This is a genomic window from Clostridium frigoris (genome assembly GCF_018861865.1).
Taxonomy (GTDB): Bacteria; Bacillota; Clostridia; order Clostridiales; family Clostridiaceae; genus Clostridium_AD; species Clostridium_AD frigoris.
Genome location: NZ_JAHLDV010000030.1, coordinates 17,487 through 35,776, shown reverse-complemented (window position 1 = coordinate 35,776; position 18,290 = coordinate 17,487). Strand labels below are relative to the sequence as shown.

Annotated in this window: 12 protein-coding genes and 1 riboswitch; of the genes, 3 read left to right on the top strand and 9 right to left on the bottom strand. The window is 32.2% G+C overall.

Annotated features, from left to right (window positions below; genetic code table 11):
* Positions 1 to 104: 104 nt before the first annotated feature.
* A complete protein-coding gene (locus tag KPL37_RS12655; protein ID WP_216149913.1) occupies positions 105 to 1,406 on the bottom strand; it encodes a M18 family aminopeptidase in 1,302 nt (433 codons plus the stop codon).
* 177 nt (positions 1,407 to 1,583) lie between these two features.
* On the opposite strand from KPL37_RS12655, the gene KPL37_RS12650 reads away from it, so the two are divergent.
* Both KPL37_RS12650 and KPL37_RS20390 read left to right on the top strand, forming a co-directional pair.
* Positions 1,584 to 2,768 (top strand): cation diffusion facilitator family transporter, encoded by a 1,185-nt coding sequence (locus KPL37_RS12650; RefSeq protein WP_216149911.1) that lies wholly within the window; start codon positions 1,584 to 1,586, stop codon positions 2,766 to 2,768.
* Positions 2,769 to 2,804: 36 nt separating this feature from the next.
* The gene (locus tag KPL37_RS20390; protein ID WP_216149909.1) at positions 2,805 to 3,080 is read left to right on the top strand and encodes a DUF2651 family protein; all 276 of its coding nucleotides are present in this window, start codon (positions 2,805 to 2,807) and stop codon (positions 3,078 to 3,080) included.
* Positions 3,081 to 3,224: 144 nt separating this feature from the next.
* On the opposite strand, the gene lysA is transcribed toward KPL37_RS20390, so the two are convergent.
* Together lysA and KPL37_RS12635 are read right to left on the bottom strand one after the other, a co-directional pair.
* Positions 3,225 to 4,523 (bottom strand): diaminopimelate decarboxylase, encoded by a 1,299-nt coding sequence (gene lysA, locus KPL37_RS12640; RefSeq protein ID WP_216149907.1) that lies wholly within the window; start codon positions 4,521 to 4,523, stop codon positions 3,225 to 3,227.
* A gap of 29 nt (positions 4,524 to 4,552) precedes the next feature.
* Positions 4,553 to 5,752, bottom strand: coding sequence for an aspartate kinase (locus tag KPL37_RS12635; protein WP_216149905.1), 1,200 nt, complete (start codon positions 5,750 to 5,752; stop codon positions 4,553 to 4,555).
* A 162-nt stretch (positions 5,753 to 5,914) separates the two neighbouring features.
* Positions 5,915 to 6,086: riboswitch (Lysine riboswitch) on the bottom strand.
* A gap of 154 nt (positions 6,087 to 6,240) precedes the next feature.
* Between KPL37_RS12635 and asnB the strand changes: the two genes are divergently transcribed.
* Positions 6,241 to 8,082: an asparagine synthase (glutamine-hydrolyzing) gene (gene asnB / locus KPL37_RS12630; protein WP_216149903.1), complete on the top strand. Its 1,842-nt coding sequence runs from the start codon at positions 6,241 to 6,243 to the stop codon at positions 8,080 to 8,082.
* Positions 8,083 to 8,126: 44 nt separating this feature from the next.
* Here the strand turns inward: asnB and KPL37_RS12625 are convergent, their stop codons facing one another.
* The 6 genes from KPL37_RS12625 to KPL37_RS12600 form a co-directional block, all read right to left on the bottom strand.
* The gene (locus KPL37_RS12625) at positions 8,127 to 9,092 is read right to left on the bottom strand and encodes a DUF3231 family protein (protein WP_216149901.1); all 966 of its coding nucleotides are present in this window, start codon (positions 9,090 to 9,092) and stop codon (positions 8,127 to 8,129) included.
* Between the two features lie 104 nt (positions 9,093 to 9,196).
* Positions 9,197 to 11,911, bottom strand: a complete 2,715-nt coding sequence (locus tag KPL37_RS12620) for a chemotaxis protein CheB (RefSeq protein WP_216149899.1) — start codon at positions 11,909 to 11,911, stop codon at positions 9,197 to 9,199.
* A 116-nt stretch (positions 11,912 to 12,027) separates the two neighbouring features.
* Complete coding sequence (locus KPL37_RS12615) at positions 12,028 to 13,473, bottom strand: ATP-binding protein (protein WP_216149897.1); 1,446 nt, start codon at positions 13,471 to 13,473, stop codon at positions 12,028 to 12,030.
* A gap of 380 nt (positions 13,474 to 13,853) precedes the next feature.
* Positions 13,854 to 15,857 (bottom strand): ABC transporter ATP-binding protein, encoded by a 2,004-nt coding sequence (locus KPL37_RS12610; protein WP_216149895.1) that lies wholly within the window; start codon positions 15,855 to 15,857, stop codon positions 13,854 to 13,856.
* On the bottom strand, positions 15,854 to 17,629 hold the full coding sequence (locus tag KPL37_RS12605; protein WP_216149893.1) for an ABC transporter ATP-binding protein: 1,776 nt from the start codon (positions 17,627 to 17,629) through the stop codon (positions 15,854 to 15,856). Before KPL37_RS12605 ends, KPL37_RS12610 begins: the two co-directional genes overlap by 4 nt.
* A 29-nt stretch (positions 17,630 to 17,658) precedes the next feature.
* Complete coding sequence (locus tag KPL37_RS12600; RefSeq protein ID WP_216149891.1) at positions 17,659 to 18,099, bottom strand: MarR family winged helix-turn-helix transcriptional regulator; 441 nt, start codon at positions 18,097 to 18,099, stop codon at positions 17,659 to 17,661.
* Positions 18,100 to 18,290 lie beyond the last annotated feature (191 nt).

The window sequence follows — 18,290 nt, the reverse complement described above, 5'->3', positions numbered from 1 at the left end:
AATTATTATCCCCAACTAAGTGTTCAATTATTAGTAAAAATAATAAAAAACTCGCAATTAAATATTGTGAGTTTTTTATATTGGTGTGTGTTATTCACTTAATCTTATATTTTATAAAATTCTTCAAAAGATTTTGTTACATAAAAATGATCTATTACCCCACCTAATTCTCTTATTGAATGCATAGCCAAAGTTGGACTTCCCATATCTACTGAGCGTATATTTAAATGTGTTGAAGATATTGGCCCTATAGTTGAACCCCCTCTAGCATCAGAACGATTAACAAATTTTTGAATCGGCACGCCCGCCTTTTCGCAAATCAATTCATAAACTGCATCTGAATCACTATCAGTTGTATAACTTTGACTCGCACTAATTTTTATAACCGGACCTTTATTTATATACGGTTTGTTTGTTGGGTCATTTTTTTCTGGACTATTAGGATGAACAGCATGTGCATTATCTGCAGATATTACAAATGATTTAGATATAGCTCTAAAAAAGTCTTCACGATTTTTACCCAGAGAAATTGTGATACGTTCTAAAATATCAACTAGCATATTTGAGTCAGCACCCTGCTTTGTTGAGCTTCCCACCTCTTCGTTATCAAAACAAACAATTACATTTGTCGCCTGGACAGCTGACCCCCTAGATATCGCACTTATCCCAGCATGTACCATAGCTAAATCATCCAACCTTGAGCTTGATATAAATTCATTATTAAGCCCGATAATTGATCCTTTTTCATATTCATAAAGGAACAAATCAAAATCAATAATTTGTTTAAGATCTACTGATAATTCTTTTGCAATGGCACTAATAAGATAATTATTTTTTTCTAGATTTTCATTAACCATTGAGAGTAATGGCAATAGATCCTTTTGCTTATTTAGTTCAATACCAGTATTAATATTCCTATTCATATGAATAGCTAAATTAGGAATTATCATAATTGGTCTTCTAATATTTACAAGTTTCGTTTTCGGGTGCAAAATATCCTTACTTCTTAAAGTTACCCTCCCTGCTACTGCAAGTGGCCTATCCATCCATGTATTTAATATAGGTCCACCATAAACTTCTGTGTTTAATTTCACATATATATTATCTACTACCATTTCCGGGCTTGGTTTTATTCTAAAGCTTGGTGAATCTGTGTGTGCTCCAATAATTTTAAAGCCACTTTCCTCAATTTCTCCCTTTCCAACTACAAACGCAGTTAGTGCAGAATCATTTTTAGTCACAAAATACTTTCCACCTTTTTTAAGCTCCCACTTTTCTTCTTCTTTAATCTCTATAAAGCCTGCCTTAGATAAATCTTCTTTAGCTCTTGCAACAGCATGATATGCTGTTGGACTATCATAAATATAATCAATAAGATTTTGGGCAAATTCTAATTCTTTATTCATATATTATATTCCTCCAATGAATATTATGTATATAAGCACTTTGCTTATCTCCTTTATTAGTATAACAAATTTCTTTCATAATATTTCTATAAAAACTAAATAAATGCTATAATTAATTATAAGAAATATGTTTAAATTCAATTTTTTAAATTATACTATATAATCAGAGGTGTAAATATGTTATCAAATTATTTAATATCAAAATTCGTAAAAAATTATCATGATACTGCTAATAAAAAAGTAAGAGATGCTTATGGTTACCTAGGTGGATTAGTTGGAATTATATTAAATTTAATTCTTTTTGCTACAAAACTAATTATAGGAATAATATCAAATAGTATAGCAATTACAGCGGATGCCTTTAATAACTTATCAGATGTTGCTTCATCAGTTATTACAATTCTAGGTTTTAAACTAGCTAGTAAACCAGCAGACAAAGAGCATCCTTTTGGTCACGGAAGACTTGAATATATTTCTGGTCTTATAGTCTCCTTTATAGTAATTTTAGTAGGTTTTGAATTTATTAAAACCTCCTTTGATAAAATAATCCATCCATCAAAGGTAATCTTTACTCTTATACCCTTTTTATTGATATTAGTTTCAATAGGTGTTAAAATTTGGATTAGTAAGTTTAATAAGGTTATGGGTAAAGCCATAAACTCCTCAGCCCTAGAAGCATCTTCAACTGATGCATTAAGTGATGTAGTAAGTTCAAGTTGCGTCGCACTATCACTACTTTTATCTATTTGGATTGATTTTCCATTAGATGGGTACATAGGTATACTGGTATCCCTTATAATAATATATGCTGGATACTCACTTATAAGAAAAACTATGAACCCACTTCTTGGTGAAGCTCCTGATATGGAACTGGTAAAAGGAATTCAATCAAAATTACTATCCTTTGATCATATTACAGGTTGCCATGATTTAGTTATCCATAACTATGGTCCCGGCAGATGTATGGGATCTATTCATGCTGAAGTACCTTGTGATATATCTATAGTTAAGATCCATGAAATTATAGACAAAGCTGAAAAAGATATTTCTGATGAATTTAGCCTATATTTAGTTATCCACATGGACCCTATAAATACAACTGATAAAGAAGTTAACTCAACTCGCTTAGAACTTTTAAGTATATTAAAATTTTTTTCTATAATAAAATCAATTCATGACTTTAGAATTGTAGGCGAAGGCGATCATAAAAATTTAATCTTTGATGTCGTAATTGATTTCAATCCTAAATTTTCACAAAGTGATGAACTTAAACTCGAAGATGACATTAATAAAGCACTAAAAAAATCTTATCCTTATTATAATGCTGTTATGACAATTGATAGAGATTATATAGGTGTATAGTTATTGCATAAAAAATTAAAGGGGGTATTTTACAAAATGCTTAATTTAAATAATGTTGACCCAATGGGTTTGGTCCTATTTACTTTACCCCTATTAATATTTGCAATATCTATAGCGATGCAATTTATATTTAAAAAGAGGTTAGTTATTTTATTTATTACCTTTGTATGCTGTTTAATATCAACCTTTACTATATTTAATTCAAGTTTTTTAATTTACTGTTTTATATACACATTCATTTCATTACTTGGAACCTTTATATGCGATTTGGTTCTTAGAATTAAAAATAACTTTATTAGGAAAAGAAAATAAATATATGAATTACTGAAATAAAAATCAAGGAAACCCAAAATGGATTTCCTTGATTTTTTCATACTATCAACATCTTTATTAAAATATCCTGAACTCAAAGATTATATATTACAAGATACGCTGGATAATTTGATACTTTGTTATCTATAAACATACTTCGTTACTAATCATGTCTTTGTATGTTTGTCTTTTACATATTATTTTGTGAATACCCTCATTAACTAAAACTACTGGAGCCCTAGGTATTTTATTATAATTACTACTCATTGAATAACCATAAGCACCAGTTGATAACACAGCCATAAGATCTCCACTATTTATCTTTGGTAGCTTAACTCCCTCAAGGAGTATATCCCCACTTTCACAACACTTGCCTGCTATTGTAACTACTTCAGTACATGGATCACTTATTCTATTAGCAAGTAGACATTGATATTGTGCATTATATAATGCTGGTCTTATATTATCTGTCATTCCACCATCAACTGCCACATATTTTCTAACCTCAGGTATATCCTTTATAGCTCCAACAGTATATAACGTAATACCTGCATTAGCTACAATAGACCTACCGGGCTCAATAACAATAATAGGAAGTTTTATTCCATATTTTTTGCACTGAGCTCCAGTTGCCTCAAGTATTACTGAGCAAAACTCTTCTATTTCCTTAGGTTCATCACCTTCATCATAATAAACGCCAAATCCTCCACCTAAATCTAATTCTTCTATATCATAATTAAACTTTTCTTTTATATGTTTAATTAAAGTTGTCATTATATTTGTTGCTTCTCTATAAGGTTCCAACTCAAAAATTTGAGACCCTATATGACAATGAAGTCCTGCTAGCTTTATATTTGATAAACCTAAAGCAGTCCTTATAACTTCCTCAAGCTCGTTATTTAATATAGTAAATCCAAATTTCGAGTCAATCTGTCCAGTTTTTATATAGTCATGGGTGTGAGCTTCAATACCAGGTGTTACTCTAAGAATAACCCGTTGTATAACACCTTTTTCCTTTGCATTTTCATTAATAATTTTCATTTCATGAAGGTTATCTACAACAAAAGTTCCTACGCCAAGTTCTATTGCCATTTTAATCTCATCAATTGTTTTATTATTGCCATGAAAAAATACATTTTCAAGTGGAAATTCAGCCTTATAAGCAGTATATAATTCGCCACCTGAAACCACATCTAAATATAAGCCTTCACTTTTTATAATTTCACACATTGCAATAGTTAAAAATGCTTTTCCAGCGTAAGCTACCTTATTATGTTCACTCTTAGCCTTTAATGATCTATAGAATCTTCTACAATTATCTCGTATAAGCTGTTCATCCATTATGTATAAAGGTGTACCATATTCCTGAGCTAAGACCTTTGCACTGACCCCAGCAATACTTAGCATATTATTATCATTTTTTATGTTACCGAAAAATCTCACATAAACCTCTCCTTTTATCAATATATTATTTATAGGTTAAATTCTTTTGCAACAACCTTTATAGCCTTTAGTTTATCGCTAGTTTTAATTGCACAAGTAATTCTTATTTCTGATGTAGTAATCATTTTAATCTCAATATCGTTTTTACTAAAGACCCTAAACATTCTAGCAGCTACTCCAGAGGTTGTCTTCATCCCCAGCCCCACCATAGAAAATTTAGTTATATCTTCATCAACTATAATTTTATTATCAACTGTTAATTTTTCTATAATTTTTAAACTATCCTTTAAGCTTTCTTTAGGAATTGTAAATGACACACTCACCATTCCATCTACTGGTGATGATTGACTTATCATATCTATATTAACCCTTTTACTTCCTATAGCTTCAAATATAGTAGACAATATATTTACATCTTTAGGTATATTCTTAAGTGTTACTGCCACATCATCATCACTTGTCGCAATACCTGTTACTGGTTTACTTTCCATATTCACGTTTTTTACCTCCTTAATTACAGTTCCTTTAATATCACTGTCGCTTAATCCTACATATATAGGTATGCCATATTTTTGAGCAAGCTCTATTGATCTTGAATGCATTATCTGAGCTCCCAAACTTGCAAGTTCAAGCATCTCTTCATATTCTATTTCATCTAGTTTTTTTGCCTGACTATAAGCTCTAGGATCTACACTATATATACCAGAAACATCAGTATATATTTCACATCTTCCATTAAGCTTTACAGCAAGTGCAACCGCTGTGGTATCAGAGCCACCTCTACCAAGTGTAGTAATGTCACCTTCTCCATTTATTCCTTGGAAGCCAGCAACTATTACAATTTTACCCTCTTTTAAACTTTTTTTAATTTTATTACCATGTATGTCCTCAATTAACGCCTTACCATATTGTCCACTAGTCTTAATTCCAATTTGGTATGCGGTATAACTTATTGCATCATATCCAAGTCCTTTAATTGCCATAGCAAGTAATGCACTTGAAATTATTTCTCCAGTTGAGATTAATGCATCTAATTCCCTTTTATCTGGGTCTTCTCCTATCCCTTTTGATAATGATAATAGATCATCTGTAGTGTCTCCCATAGCCGATACTACTATTACTAAATCCGTGTCTTTATTTTTTCTTTTTATTATGCTTTGTGCAATCCCCTTAATTTTCTCTGTTGTACCTACAGATGAACCTCCATATTTTTGAACAATTACTGCCATTATTAAATCACTCCTAATAGAATTTACAGCTTTTATGTATTCCTTAATATGTAACTATTATTAAATTTTTTTTCGTACTGTTAACGTACGTCTCCAAAAAAAAATAATACAGCAAAGGAACACCCTTGCTGCATAAAATATATATTTTTACACAAACTTCGTGTACCTTGTAGCTCTCCACTAATAAATCAGTGACAACCCTACACATATTATGTGTAAAACCAGAAAATAATTTTACCAAATATATTTTCTTCGGCCATAGCTCCTTTTCTTATTCCTCCTCACATGCACGCTCCGAATAAGTACTAATAGACACAGCACCTCTACCCTAGGTAGTTTATTATTTAATTATTTACTAGTTTAACACAGTATGTTTATAAGTACAAGTATCAATTATAAATTTGTAGATCCATTTATTATATACACCATTCAAACTAAATTACATACCATATATATGACAATGTTATTTAAATTTAGGAGATGATAAAATGTGCGGTATTGCAGGATGGATTAATCTATACGCTAATATTGAAAATGATAATAGAATTCTTTTTAAAATGACCGATACATTGAAACAAAGAGGACCTGATGCCAGCGGTTTTCATTTTTCAAAACATGCACTTTTAGGTCATAGACGCCTTGTGGTCGTTGACCCAGAAGGTGGAACACAACCTATGACAAAAAAAATAGGCAATGACACTTATACTATCGTGTATAATGGTGAACTTTATAATACAGAAGATGTACGGAAAATACTAAAAGATAATGGATTTAGTTTTACCTCATATTCTGATACTGAGGTGCTTCTAGTAGCCTTTATTTTCTGGGGAGCCGAATGTGTTAAACATATAAACGGCATTTATGCTTTCGGAGTTTGGAATGAGACAAATGAAACATTATTTTTAGCAAGAGATCCTTTAGGGGTTAAGCCTCTATTTTATACAATTAAAGATAATTCATTGATTTTTGGTTCGGAGATAAAGACTCTTTTAGCTCATCCATTGGTAGAACCAATTCTTGATAAACAAGGTCTTACTGAACTCTTTGGCTTTGGGCCTGCAAGACCTCTTGGTAGTGGTATATTTCAAAATATAAAAGAATTACCTCCATCTCATAGCTTAATTTATAATAAAGATGGTATTAAAATTACGCAGTATTGGAAACTTACCGCTAAAACCCATGATGAGAATTTATCCACAACTGCAGAGCATGTACGTTCATTACTTGTAGATTCAATAGAAAGACAACTAGTGGCAGATGTCCCAGTATGTACCTTCTTATCTGGTGGACTTGATTCAAGTATAATTTCAGCTGTTGCTTCCACCTACTTTAAAAAAAATAATATGCCCAACTTAAACACTTATTCTGTAGATTATGTTGATAATAGAAAGTTTTTTAAACCTACAGAATTTCAACCAAATACAGATGCAGACTGGATTTATAAGATGGTAGACTATATTGGCTCTAATCATCATGATATATTAATTGATACACCTGAGCTAGCATCATATCTTAAAGAGGCTGTTATTGCTACAGATTTACCCGGTATGGCTGACGTAGACTCCTCATTATATCTTTTTTGCAAAGAGGTAAGAAAAAATTCTACAGTTGCGCTTTCAGGTGAATGTGCTGATGAACTCTTTGGTGGTTATCCTTGGTTTAGACGTGAAGAGGATATAAATGCAACTACATTCCCATGGTCAAAATTCGTAAGTGATAGAAAAAGTATACTATCCCCTGATCTTCAAAATCTTCCAATAGAAGAGTATGTTCAAGATAAATATAACGAAAGTTTAAGGCAAGTTCCAGGTGTTCCTGGTGAAAGCCAAAGAGAGCATAGAATGAGAGAGTTATTTTATTTAAATATAAAGTGGTTCATGATAACACTTCTTACAAGAAAAGATAGAATGAGTATGGCAAGCGGCCTTGAAGTAAGAGTTCCTTTTGCGGACCAACGACTTGTAGAATATGCATATAATATCCCTATGGATATGAAGTATTATAAAGGACGTGAAAAAGGGGTTTTACGCGAAGCACTTACAGGACTTCTTCCAGATGACGTGCTTTGGAGAAAAAAGAGTCCATATCCAAAGACTCATAACCCAGGTTATACTTTGGCTGTTCAAAAATTAATGAATAATATACTAAGAGATAAATCTTCACCGCTATTACAGCTAATAGACCAAAAACATGTTAAGGAAATAGTTGATTCAGGTGGTAATGCATATAAGAATCCTTGGTATGGACAACTTATGACAGGACCTCAACTTATAGCATATTTAATTCAAGTAAACACTTGGCTTAAAGAGTATAAGGTTATTTTAAAGTGAGCAAAAAAAGTATATATTACGCGTAATATATACTTTTTTAAATTTTATGTAACTGGTTCCCCATATATTGGGACTATCCTTGTCCAGCCTTTCATTTTTCCATACTTAAGATATTTGTCATAATACGAGAGTTCAGCATCAAGCATATCAGTCCATAACTTACGCAATGGTTCGTTCCTAATAGTCTCAATTATTGCTCTAAGGTGAGCATCTAATGCAGATAATTGCCAACTTAAAATAATTCTGTACATAAATTTATCCGTAATCATTTCAGGATCTATGGGACTCGATACTGGTAGTGCCGATCTATTGGGCAACGGTATGTTAAGCTTTAGCGCTAACTTTTCAAGCTTATTAACCTGCTTATTATAAATATATAACCCATGTTCAAGTATTACTTTAAACTCAGTATCATGAGCAAAACTTGAAAATATGCTAATGAGTTCAATTTGTTCATACCTCATGACAATATGATCCCAAATATGAAACGCCTCTGACGTAGAAAGTTGTTCTTTTTCCTGAACAGTAGCAGTTTTGTAAGTAGGGTATGTCTCTTCCCACCCTTTCAATTTACCAAACTTATAAAGGGTATCAAAATCCTGAAAATGAATTTTTAAATCTTCTATGATAATATTTCTTAAATTATCATTCGTACTGGTTGAACGAACCGCATGGCTAAGGGACATAAGCTGCGCCACAAGATCATGGTATATCTTTTTATATATATAATCATCCGTTATATCATTAAGCCGGGTTGCAAACTTCACATCTACCGGAGGTCTGTTTGGCATTATTATACGAAACTTTTCTCCTAATTTCTCTAAATTGTTTATTTGATTTTCAAAGTTTTTCTGAAATCCACCTAGAATTACTTCCCAATCTACATCATGAACAAAGTTCTTAAATAATTGAACTGTTTGAGTACTGACATATCTTGCTCTTAGAAGACTATATATATTAAATGCCTCCTGTATATCTACAACATCTTCTCTCTTCTTAACTTTTTTCATTAATGAAATTATATCCAATAAATTCACCTCTCACTTATAAATATTGTTATTACTATGTGTAAAACTACTTATATTTATACCTTGAGAGATGAAATATTTATAACTTACTGTGGCTTATCAGTAGATGCAGCAACTTCGTTATGGCCTTGTTGTACTTCATCAGTTGATCTATCCTTTAGCAGTAACAACTCACCATCTTGATCTTCAATATGCTTTTGCAAAACCACTTTTGATTTGTTAAGATCCGCCTCTAAGGTTTTGGATTTAGTGATATTTACAAAAGTGATGACTACACCATCGATTTTATCCTCCAATGTATGATAAGGCAAAATGCATGCATTAAACCAACTACCATCGCGAGACATGACCTGTTTCTCAACTGTAATCAGCGTACGCTGCACCCGCTTAACATCCTCCGTCAGTTCAGGATAAATAAGATCTGACGCGATGTCAGTAACTGGCCTTCCAACGTCACTGGATATAAGCCTTGAGACTACAGACATTTGACTTGTAAAGCGTTTAACAAGTAACTCATTATCCAAAAATAAGGTGGCAATCTTCGTGCTATCCATCAAATTTTTCATATCGTTTGTGACAAGTGATAGACCATCTAATTTGTCCCGTAGTTCATAATTGATTGTCTTCAGCTCTTCGTTTGAAGACTGTACTTCTTCCTTGGTTGTAGTAAGCTCCTCGTTCGTCGACTGAAGTTCTTCGTTGCATGATTGCAATTCCTCATTACTTGATTTGAATTCTTCTTGGGATATTTGCATTTCTGCACTGGTAGCTTGCCACATTTGTCGAGCTTGTAGTAGCTCCTGCTCCAGTTCACCCTCACGCTTATTACTGAAAGGGATTTGTCCATTTGTACTTGTTTTTTCGCATACAGTAGGTATTGCTACGTCTGTAAAAACAATCATTACCATCCCTCGCAAAGTCTCTGGCTCTTTGAGTGGATTTACTGTGATATCTACCCTAATCTCTCCACCTTCATTTAGCACAACAGCGCTCTTTGAAGTAACCACTTCTTTTCCCCTAACAGCCTTGTAAAAAACGTCATTCAGTTTATAGTTTAACCCTTCACGTGCCATGGCAAAAATATTCCAATTAACCTTACCGGCAGCTGGTTCCAGGTATTTACCCGTTCGCCCAGTAATGTAGAGGATATCGCCTTTGCCATCAACAAGTACTGCAGCCGGTGAATAATACTTTAAAACCAGTTTATCTGCCATCGACTGCATGTTTTGAACCTCTTCCGACGGCTGGTTCGCTTCCGGTTGATATGGTGCAAATGAGTTAGGAAATTCTATGGGCTCCTTCTGAATTAAAGGCCTAAGCCTTTGATAAATTTGCGATTTAAGATCAAGTGGTTTAAAAAGATCGGTAAAGTTCGCCACCGACTCTGCACTTCCTAAAAATAAAAATCCACCACTATTAAGACTGTAATGAAAAAGAGGAATAAGCTTTTTCTGAATTTCTGGAGTCAAATATATAAGTAGATTCCTACAAATCATTATATCAACCTTTGTAAATGGAGGGTCCTTAATCATATTTTGCTGAGCAAAAATGACCATATCACGAATTTCCTTAATAACTTGATAACCACGATCCACCTTAACGAAATACTTATTCAGGCGAACGCTTGACATATCTTTTGTAATATTCGCAAAGAAAACTCCCTCCCGTGCTTTATCAATAGCTTCAGAGTCTAGATCCGTAGCAAAAATCTGAATAGAAAAGTCTTTGAAAGGCTTTAATTGGTTTATCACCTCTTTAAAGACAATTGCTAAAGAGTAAGCTTCTTCGCCAGTAGAACAGCCAGATATCCAAATTCTAACCGTATCAGTTGGTGAACGTTGAACTAAGAGAGCCGGTATAACTTTGTCTTTTAGCAATTCCCACTCCATAGGTTCACGAAAGAAATTGGTAACTCCAATTAAAAATTCTTTAAATAACAATTCCAATTCATGAGGATTTTTCTTTAAAAAACTCACATATGTAGCTATATCATCAAATTGGTGAATTCCCATACACCTCTCAATCCTACGCTGTATAGTATTCTTTTTATATGAAGAAAAATCATGACCTGTATGTGATCGTAACATGGCTATAATATTGTCAAAGTAACCCTTTTGTTTATCTGTCTGGTCCTTGTCAACCACAACCATGTTTTGCTTGTGTTCAATATAGCAAATAATTTTTGAAGGCATTATCTCTACGGTGGATATAACGTCTGCTAATTCTGTCTTAATAGCGTTACGAGGCATATCATCATATTTAGCAGAGGACGGTTCTTGAATAAAGACACCGCCTCCTTTTTCCTTGATTTCTCTAATCCCCACTGTACCGTCACTACCCATACCTGAGAGTATAACACCAATACTCCTATTCCCCTTGTCACTGGCAAGTGATCGAAAAAACAAATCTATAGGAAAATGTAGAGTATGAGTATGCATATAATCAGAAATATGTATCACATTATCCTTAATAGTCATGTCCTTGTTTGGTGGAATTATATAGACCTCTCCTGGCTGAACAGATATGTTCTCATAGGCCTGTACAACTTTCATATTAGTGTCACTCTGAAGTAAATCCACCAAAATATCCTTACTATTCTTCTCCATGTGCTGTATTATAACATAGGCCAATCCGCTATTTTCAGGTACATTACGAAGGAAAACTGACAAAGCCTCCAACCCTCCTGCAGATGCCCCTATGCCAACAATTGAAAAATTTGTTTTTGATGTATCTATTTTAGTAGCATTACTACCATAATTTTCAATCCCTACTTTTGTATCACTGTTCTTGTTCTGTTTCATAATAGCCCTCCATTATCAGATTTATGTACACATTATTATATCTTATTATACCAAATTATTTATAACCAGAATATAATAGTCTTTAATATATTTTAATGACATGCACATATGTCTGTCTAATTTAATGAGTAGATATCAGAGAACTCAATATGTATTCTCTCAATCCTTTCTTGTTGTTCAGCCTCGAACACTCCACATAACTCATTTTCTTTAGAAAGTGCTCTTATTGGAAGTACAATAATAAACTCTGTTCCCCTTCCATATTCACTGACTACTGAAATTGTACCCCCATGTAACTCCACAAGGGATTTTACTATGGAAAGACCTATACCACTGCCTTCCTGTTTTCGTGTAAGTGACCTATCTACCTGTCTAAATCTATCAAAAATAATATTCAACTTATCCTTTGGAATGCCTATGCCAGTATCTTTTATAGATATTATAATGTTTTTACCTTTATCATACATATTCACACTCATACTTCCACCTGGCCTTGTGAACTTTATTGAATTGGAAAGTAGATTTAGTAACACTCTTTCAATCTTTTCTGGATCGCAAGCCATTATGCAATCCTCTATATCTGTATCAAAAACTAATTTAATAGATTTAGTCTTAATATATTCTGCTACTGACATAGTAACACTCTCAACAATATTTACTATATTACAGTTCTGTAAATTTAGATCAAAAAAGCCTGCATCAAGTTTTGTAATATCAATTATATTATTTACCAGTCTTAATTGCCTATAACAATTTTGTTTCATTATGCCACTATACTTTTGAAACTTCCTTTCTTTATCTTCAAGTTCACCATTCTTTATATATGTATCCAAAAGCTGCAAGGTACATATAATTATATTTAGAGGAGTTCTCAGTTCATGAGACAGATTACTAAAAAACTCTGTCTTTAAATTCTCCGATACAATTGTTTCATCTAGTAATTTCTTGTTTGTTATATCTACAAGAGATATGACTACCCCTTTAATTGAATTTTCAGTTGTACAGTATGGTGCACATTTCAATAAATACCAACTTCCATTTTTACTTTCAATTTCCTTCTCATATAACTTATGACTATTAAGTACTTCAAATACGGCAATATTTAAGTCATCATTGATAAGATTGTTTGATATATCATGCATGGGACGACCAATATCCTGAACCTTAAGATTTATCTCTTTAGTAATTCTTGGTGTAAATTTTCTTACACATAAATTATCATCAAGAAAAATAGTTCCAATATCTGTACTGTTTAAATAGTTGGTCATATCATTATATAAATCTTTTAACTCTTGATTTTTATATTGATACTGTGTATTAATTCTTAGTAATTCATCATTTATTGATTTAAATTCTTCGTTTGCACTCATTAATTCTTCATTGTAAACAAGATGTTCTTCATTTGATGATTGAAGACATTCCTTAGTATATTGAAGTTCATCTTCAAGCTTTGTAATTCTTTCATTTAATTCTTTTTCCAAATTATATTTTTCTATATATTCAATTTTATTGACATTATCATCGCTATAATCCAACCCTATACTTGGCATTATATTTTTCATAATGCATATCCCCTTTTTAAAATGATTTAAATAATGATTTTAATAATAACATAACTCTATTTATCCTTAGTATATATATATTTCTACAAGTATACATAATTTCCTTTTAGTTTCAGTATTTTAATACTATAATTCAATCGCAACTTTCGTCAAACTCTGCGTATAAAGAATATAATGAAATTGTCATATACAAGCGTTTTTATTGTTTTATAATAACAACTATTACCCTATAAATACAGCCCGAATTTTAAGAATAGCTTTCTTTCTTATATAATTAATTCTTATTTATCTTATTTATCTTATAAATAAAAAAATATCTTATAAAAAAGATATTTGAAAAGTCTCTTCTATAAGATATTTAAAATTTTATTTTTGTCTATTTACATTACTTCATTATCTAAGTTTGCACCAGCAAACTGGCTATTATAAAGATCTGCATAAAATCCGTTTTGAGCAAGAAGTTCATTATGACTCCCCGTCTCAATAATACTTCCTTTATCCATAACTAAAATTAACTCTGCATCTTTAATTGTAGAGAGTCTATGTGCAATTACAAAACTTGTTCTATTTTGCATAAGTTCCGTCATAGCTCTTTGTATATAGACTTCTGTCCTTGAATCTACACTACTTGTAGCCTCATCTAGTATCATAATAGTTGGATTTGCAAGTATTGCCCTTGCTATAGTAAGAAGCTGTTTTTGTCCTTGTGATATATTAGAAGCTTCTTCATTTAATATTGTATTATAACCATCAGGAAGAGTCTTAATAAAGTGATGTGCATGAGCTGCTCTTGCTGCCTGCATAGCTTCTTCATCTGTTGCTCCCTCTCTACCATAAGCAATGTTCTCCATTATAGTACCATTAAATAACCAAGTATCTTGAAGTACCATACCAAACATACTTCGTAACTCTCCACGTTTTATATCTCTTATGTCAACTCCATCAATAGAAATTTTACCAGCATCTATCTCATAGAACCTCATAAGCAGGTTAACAAGTGTAGTTTTACCAGCACCAGTTGGTCCAACAATTGCAATTGTATGACCCCTCTTTACATCTATATTCATATCTTTAATAAGTGCTTCCTCTTTTTTGTAACTAAAATCAACATGTTCAAACTTAACTTCGCCCTTTGGAAGTTCAATTACCTTAGAGTCCGCAGTTTCTTCAATCTCTTCAACTTCATCTAATAATTCAAAAATACGTTCAGCAGATGCTACTGTTGATTGAATAATATTAGCAATATTTGCAGTTTGAACTATTGGCTGAGTAAATTGATTAGAGTATTGAATAAAGGCTTGAATATTACCTATTGTAATTTTTCCTTGTGTTGCTAAATATCCACCAACAACACAAACTACTACATAACCTATATTACTAACAAATCTCATCATAGGCATTATTACCCCAGATATAAACTGAGCTTTCCAGCCTGCATTGTATAACCTGTCATTAATATTTCTAAACTCTTGTACTGAGTCTTTCTCATGTCCAAAAGATTTAACAATTTTATGACCAGTATACATCTCTTCAACATGACCATTAAGTTCTCCAATTTCCTTTTGTTGCGTCGCAAAATATTTTTGAGATCGCTTTGCTACAAAAGCTGTCACAACAATATATAATGGTAATGTTAAAATTACAACTAATGTCATTAGAGGGCTTATTGTAAGCATCATAACAACAATACCAATGATTGTTACAATAGACGTAATAAGCTGAGTAAGACTTTGTTGAAGCGTTGTTGATATATTATCAACATCGTTTGTTACACGACTTAATATCTCACCATGAGTTTTTGAATCAAAGAATTTAAGTGGCAATCTAGATAACTTATCTTCAACTTCTTTACGTAAATTATATACAGTTTTTTGTGCAACTTCAGCCATTATATATTGTTGAAGGAATCCAAAAATTGTACTTATTACATATAACCCAAGTAATAAAAGAATAATGTTTCGAATATATGTGAAATCTATTTTTCCACCATTTATATCCATTATTTTAGAAATTCCAGCCTTAATTTGGTCAAGACCACCTATTACTTTAGGACTGTTTGCGGCCCCTGGATTAGCTTTTATCACAGCTGCTATTTTATCTTGCTGAGCATGCAACTGAAGCAATCCATATTTATTCATCATACCTTCAACTAATCTAGTTATAGCTTTTCCTGAAATTTTAGGTCCTACTATTGTAAAAACTGTACTGAAGATTGCAAATATAAAAACTAATATAAAATTGGTTCTTTGTGGTTTCAAGTAACTTAGAAGCCTTTTCAATGTACCTTTGAAGTCTTTGGCTTTTACTTTAGGCCCTGCAAAAGATCCCATTGGTCCACCACCCATGCCCCCTCTTTGTCCGTTATTTCCTTTTTTTTCACTCATGATAATTCCTCCTCTGAAAGCTGTGAAGATACAATTTCATGATATATCTTACAACTAGTTAAAAGTTCCTTGTGAGTTCCCATACCTGCAATTAATCCATCATCTATTACTATAATTCTATCTGCATCCATAACTGTCGCAACTCTTTGGGCAATAATTATTACTGTAGACTTTGATGTTTCTTTTTTAAGTGCTGCGCGTAATTTTGCATCAGTTTTAAAATCAAGTGCTGAAAAACTATCATCAAATATATATATTTCTGGTTGCCTAACTAAAGCACGAGCTATAGATAAACGTTGTTTTTGTCCACCTGAAACATTTGTACCACCTTGGGCAATATGGTGATCATACCCTTCTTTCATTCCATTAATAAAGTCAGTCGCTTGTGCTACTGTAGCTGCATGTTTAATTTCCTCTATCGTAGCATTATCCTTACCATATTTAATATTTTCTGCAATAGTTCCAGTAAAGAGTACAGTATTTTGAGGAACAAAACCTATTTTAGATCTTAGGCTTTCCTGAGACATTTCGCGAACATCTACCCCATCAACTAATACTTTCCCACTAGTAACATCATAAAAACGTGGTATTAAGTTTATAAGAGTTGATTTACCAGAACCAGTACCACCAATAATAGCTGTTGTTTCGCCTGGCCTTGCACTAAATGTTATATTACTAATAGCTGGCTGGTCTGCTCCTGGGTAGCTAAATGTTACATCCTTAAAATCAACATATCCACTTTTTGTGTCAGCTAATTTAGTATTCTTTGGATCAATGATTTCCGGCTGCATCTCTAATACTTCATTTATTCTTATTGCAGATGCTTGTGCCCTCGGTATCATTATAAATACCATAGCAAGCATTAAGAATCCGAATAAGATTTGCATTCCATATTGTATAAATGCTATTAATGAACCAACTTCCATATCCATAGTATCTATTCTTTTAGCACCAAACCAAATAATAGCAACTGTTGTAACGTTCATGATAAACATCATTATTGGCAATAAAAAAGCCATAATTTTATTTACTTTTACAGCATTATTCATAAGATCAGTGTTAGCATCATCAAATCTGACCTTTTCAGTATTTATACGATTGAATGCACGTACAACTCTAATACCAGTAAGTGATTCACGAAGTACAAGATTTAATTTATCTATTTTAACTTGCATTAATTTAAATAACGGCATAGCGAATTTAAGAGTTATTCCAATTATAATTCCAAGAAGCGGAATTACAATTGCAAAAATCCAAGTTAAAGTTGCGTCTTCTCTTAAAGCCATAACAATACCACCTATGGCAGTTAAAGGTGCAAAAAGCATGATTGAAAAAATCATTACGGTTGCTGTTTGAACCTGAGTAACATCATTCGTAGTCCTTGTTATAAGAGTAGCTGTACCAACCTTATCAAACTCATGTAGCGAAAAACCTTCGACTTTAGCAAATAATTTATTACGAACAATTCTACCAAGTCCAACAGAAGTCTTTGAGGATAGGAATGCCGCTATAATTGAACATATAACCCCACCCGCTGAAATTATCAGCATAATAGCACCTATTCTCATAATATAATCTGTCCCTTTATAAGTTCCACTATATCCTAGGAATGAAATGTTTTGAACTACATTTTTTTGAACTATACCTTTATCTATTATATCTGCCATTAATGTTGGCAAATAAAGATTCGCAAGTACCTGAATAAAAATTAATATAACTATTGCAATTATGTGTATTGTGTATTGTTTAAGAAATCTAAATAATTTAATCAAAAGTATCATCTCCATTCATTGTTATTGTTTTATTTTTCTTGGTCTTTTAGAAGTTTTTTTAGTACGTCTAAGCCCTCAAATATTTTATGAATCTCCTGTGCATTTCCTTTACTCATTACGTCTGCAAGATTTTTTTCAAACTGTTTATGGAAAGTTTTATGCATGTCTTCAAAATTTGGCGCTATACTTACATAAACTACTCTCTTGTCCTTCTCACTTCTTTCGCGCACTACCATTTTCTGCTTTTCAAGCCTGTCTATAATTCCAGAAACTGTACTATTTGATAGACAAAGCTCATTGCTAAGTTCAGTTATCTTCATCTTCTTTTTTTTACTTAAAAGTCCTAAAACCATTCCTTGAGGCGCAGACATACCTGTATCACACAATACTTTAGTCATGCTATGTTTAAATAACTGCATAACCTCTTGAAAAAGTCTTGCAACTTCTATACTTTCATTCAATGTTTCCACTTAATCACCACCTTGAATATATTTCGTATACAATTGTTTCGTGTACGTATATTTAGCTTACGAAATATATTATAATCCCATAAATATCTTATGTCAATATGTATTTAAAAAATAAATAGACACACGTTAATGTCTGTCTATCAAAGGGTTTACAGCTATATACTGTAAACATTTTCAAGCCTTTAATTCAT

Coding starts and splice junctions, on each gene's coding strand:
- KPL37_RS12655 (WP_216149913.1), bottom strand. CDS start 1,406: ATGAATAAAGAATTAGAATTTGCCCAAAATCTTATTGATTATATTTAT.
- KPL37_RS12650 (WP_216149911.1), top strand. CDS start 1,584: ATGTTATCAAATTATTTAATATCAAAATTCGTAAAAAATTATCATGAT.
- KPL37_RS20390 (WP_216149909.1), top strand. CDS start 2,805: ATGCTTAATTTAAATAATGTTGACCCAATGGGTTTGGTCCTATTTACT.
- KPL37_RS12635 (WP_216149905.1), bottom strand. CDS start 5,752: ATGGCAGTAATTGTTCAAAAATATGGAGGTTCATCTGTAGGTACAACA.
- asnB (WP_216149903.1), top strand. CDS start 6,241: ATGTGCGGTATTGCAGGATGGATTAATCTATACGCTAATATTGAAAAT.
- KPL37_RS12625 (WP_216149901.1), bottom strand. CDS start 9,092: ATGAAAAAAGTTAAGAAGAGAGAAGATGTTGTAGATATACAGGAGGCA.
- KPL37_RS12620 (WP_216149899.1), bottom strand. CDS start 11,911: ATGAAACAGAACAAGAACAGTGATACAAAAGTAGGGATTGAAAATTAT.
- KPL37_RS12615 (WP_216149897.1), bottom strand. CDS start 13,473: ATGAAAAATATAATGCCAAGTATAGGGTTGGATTATAGCGATGATAAT.
- KPL37_RS12610 (WP_216149895.1), bottom strand. CDS start 15,857: ATGAGTGAAAAAAAAGGAAATAACGGACAAAGAGGGGGCATGGGTGGT.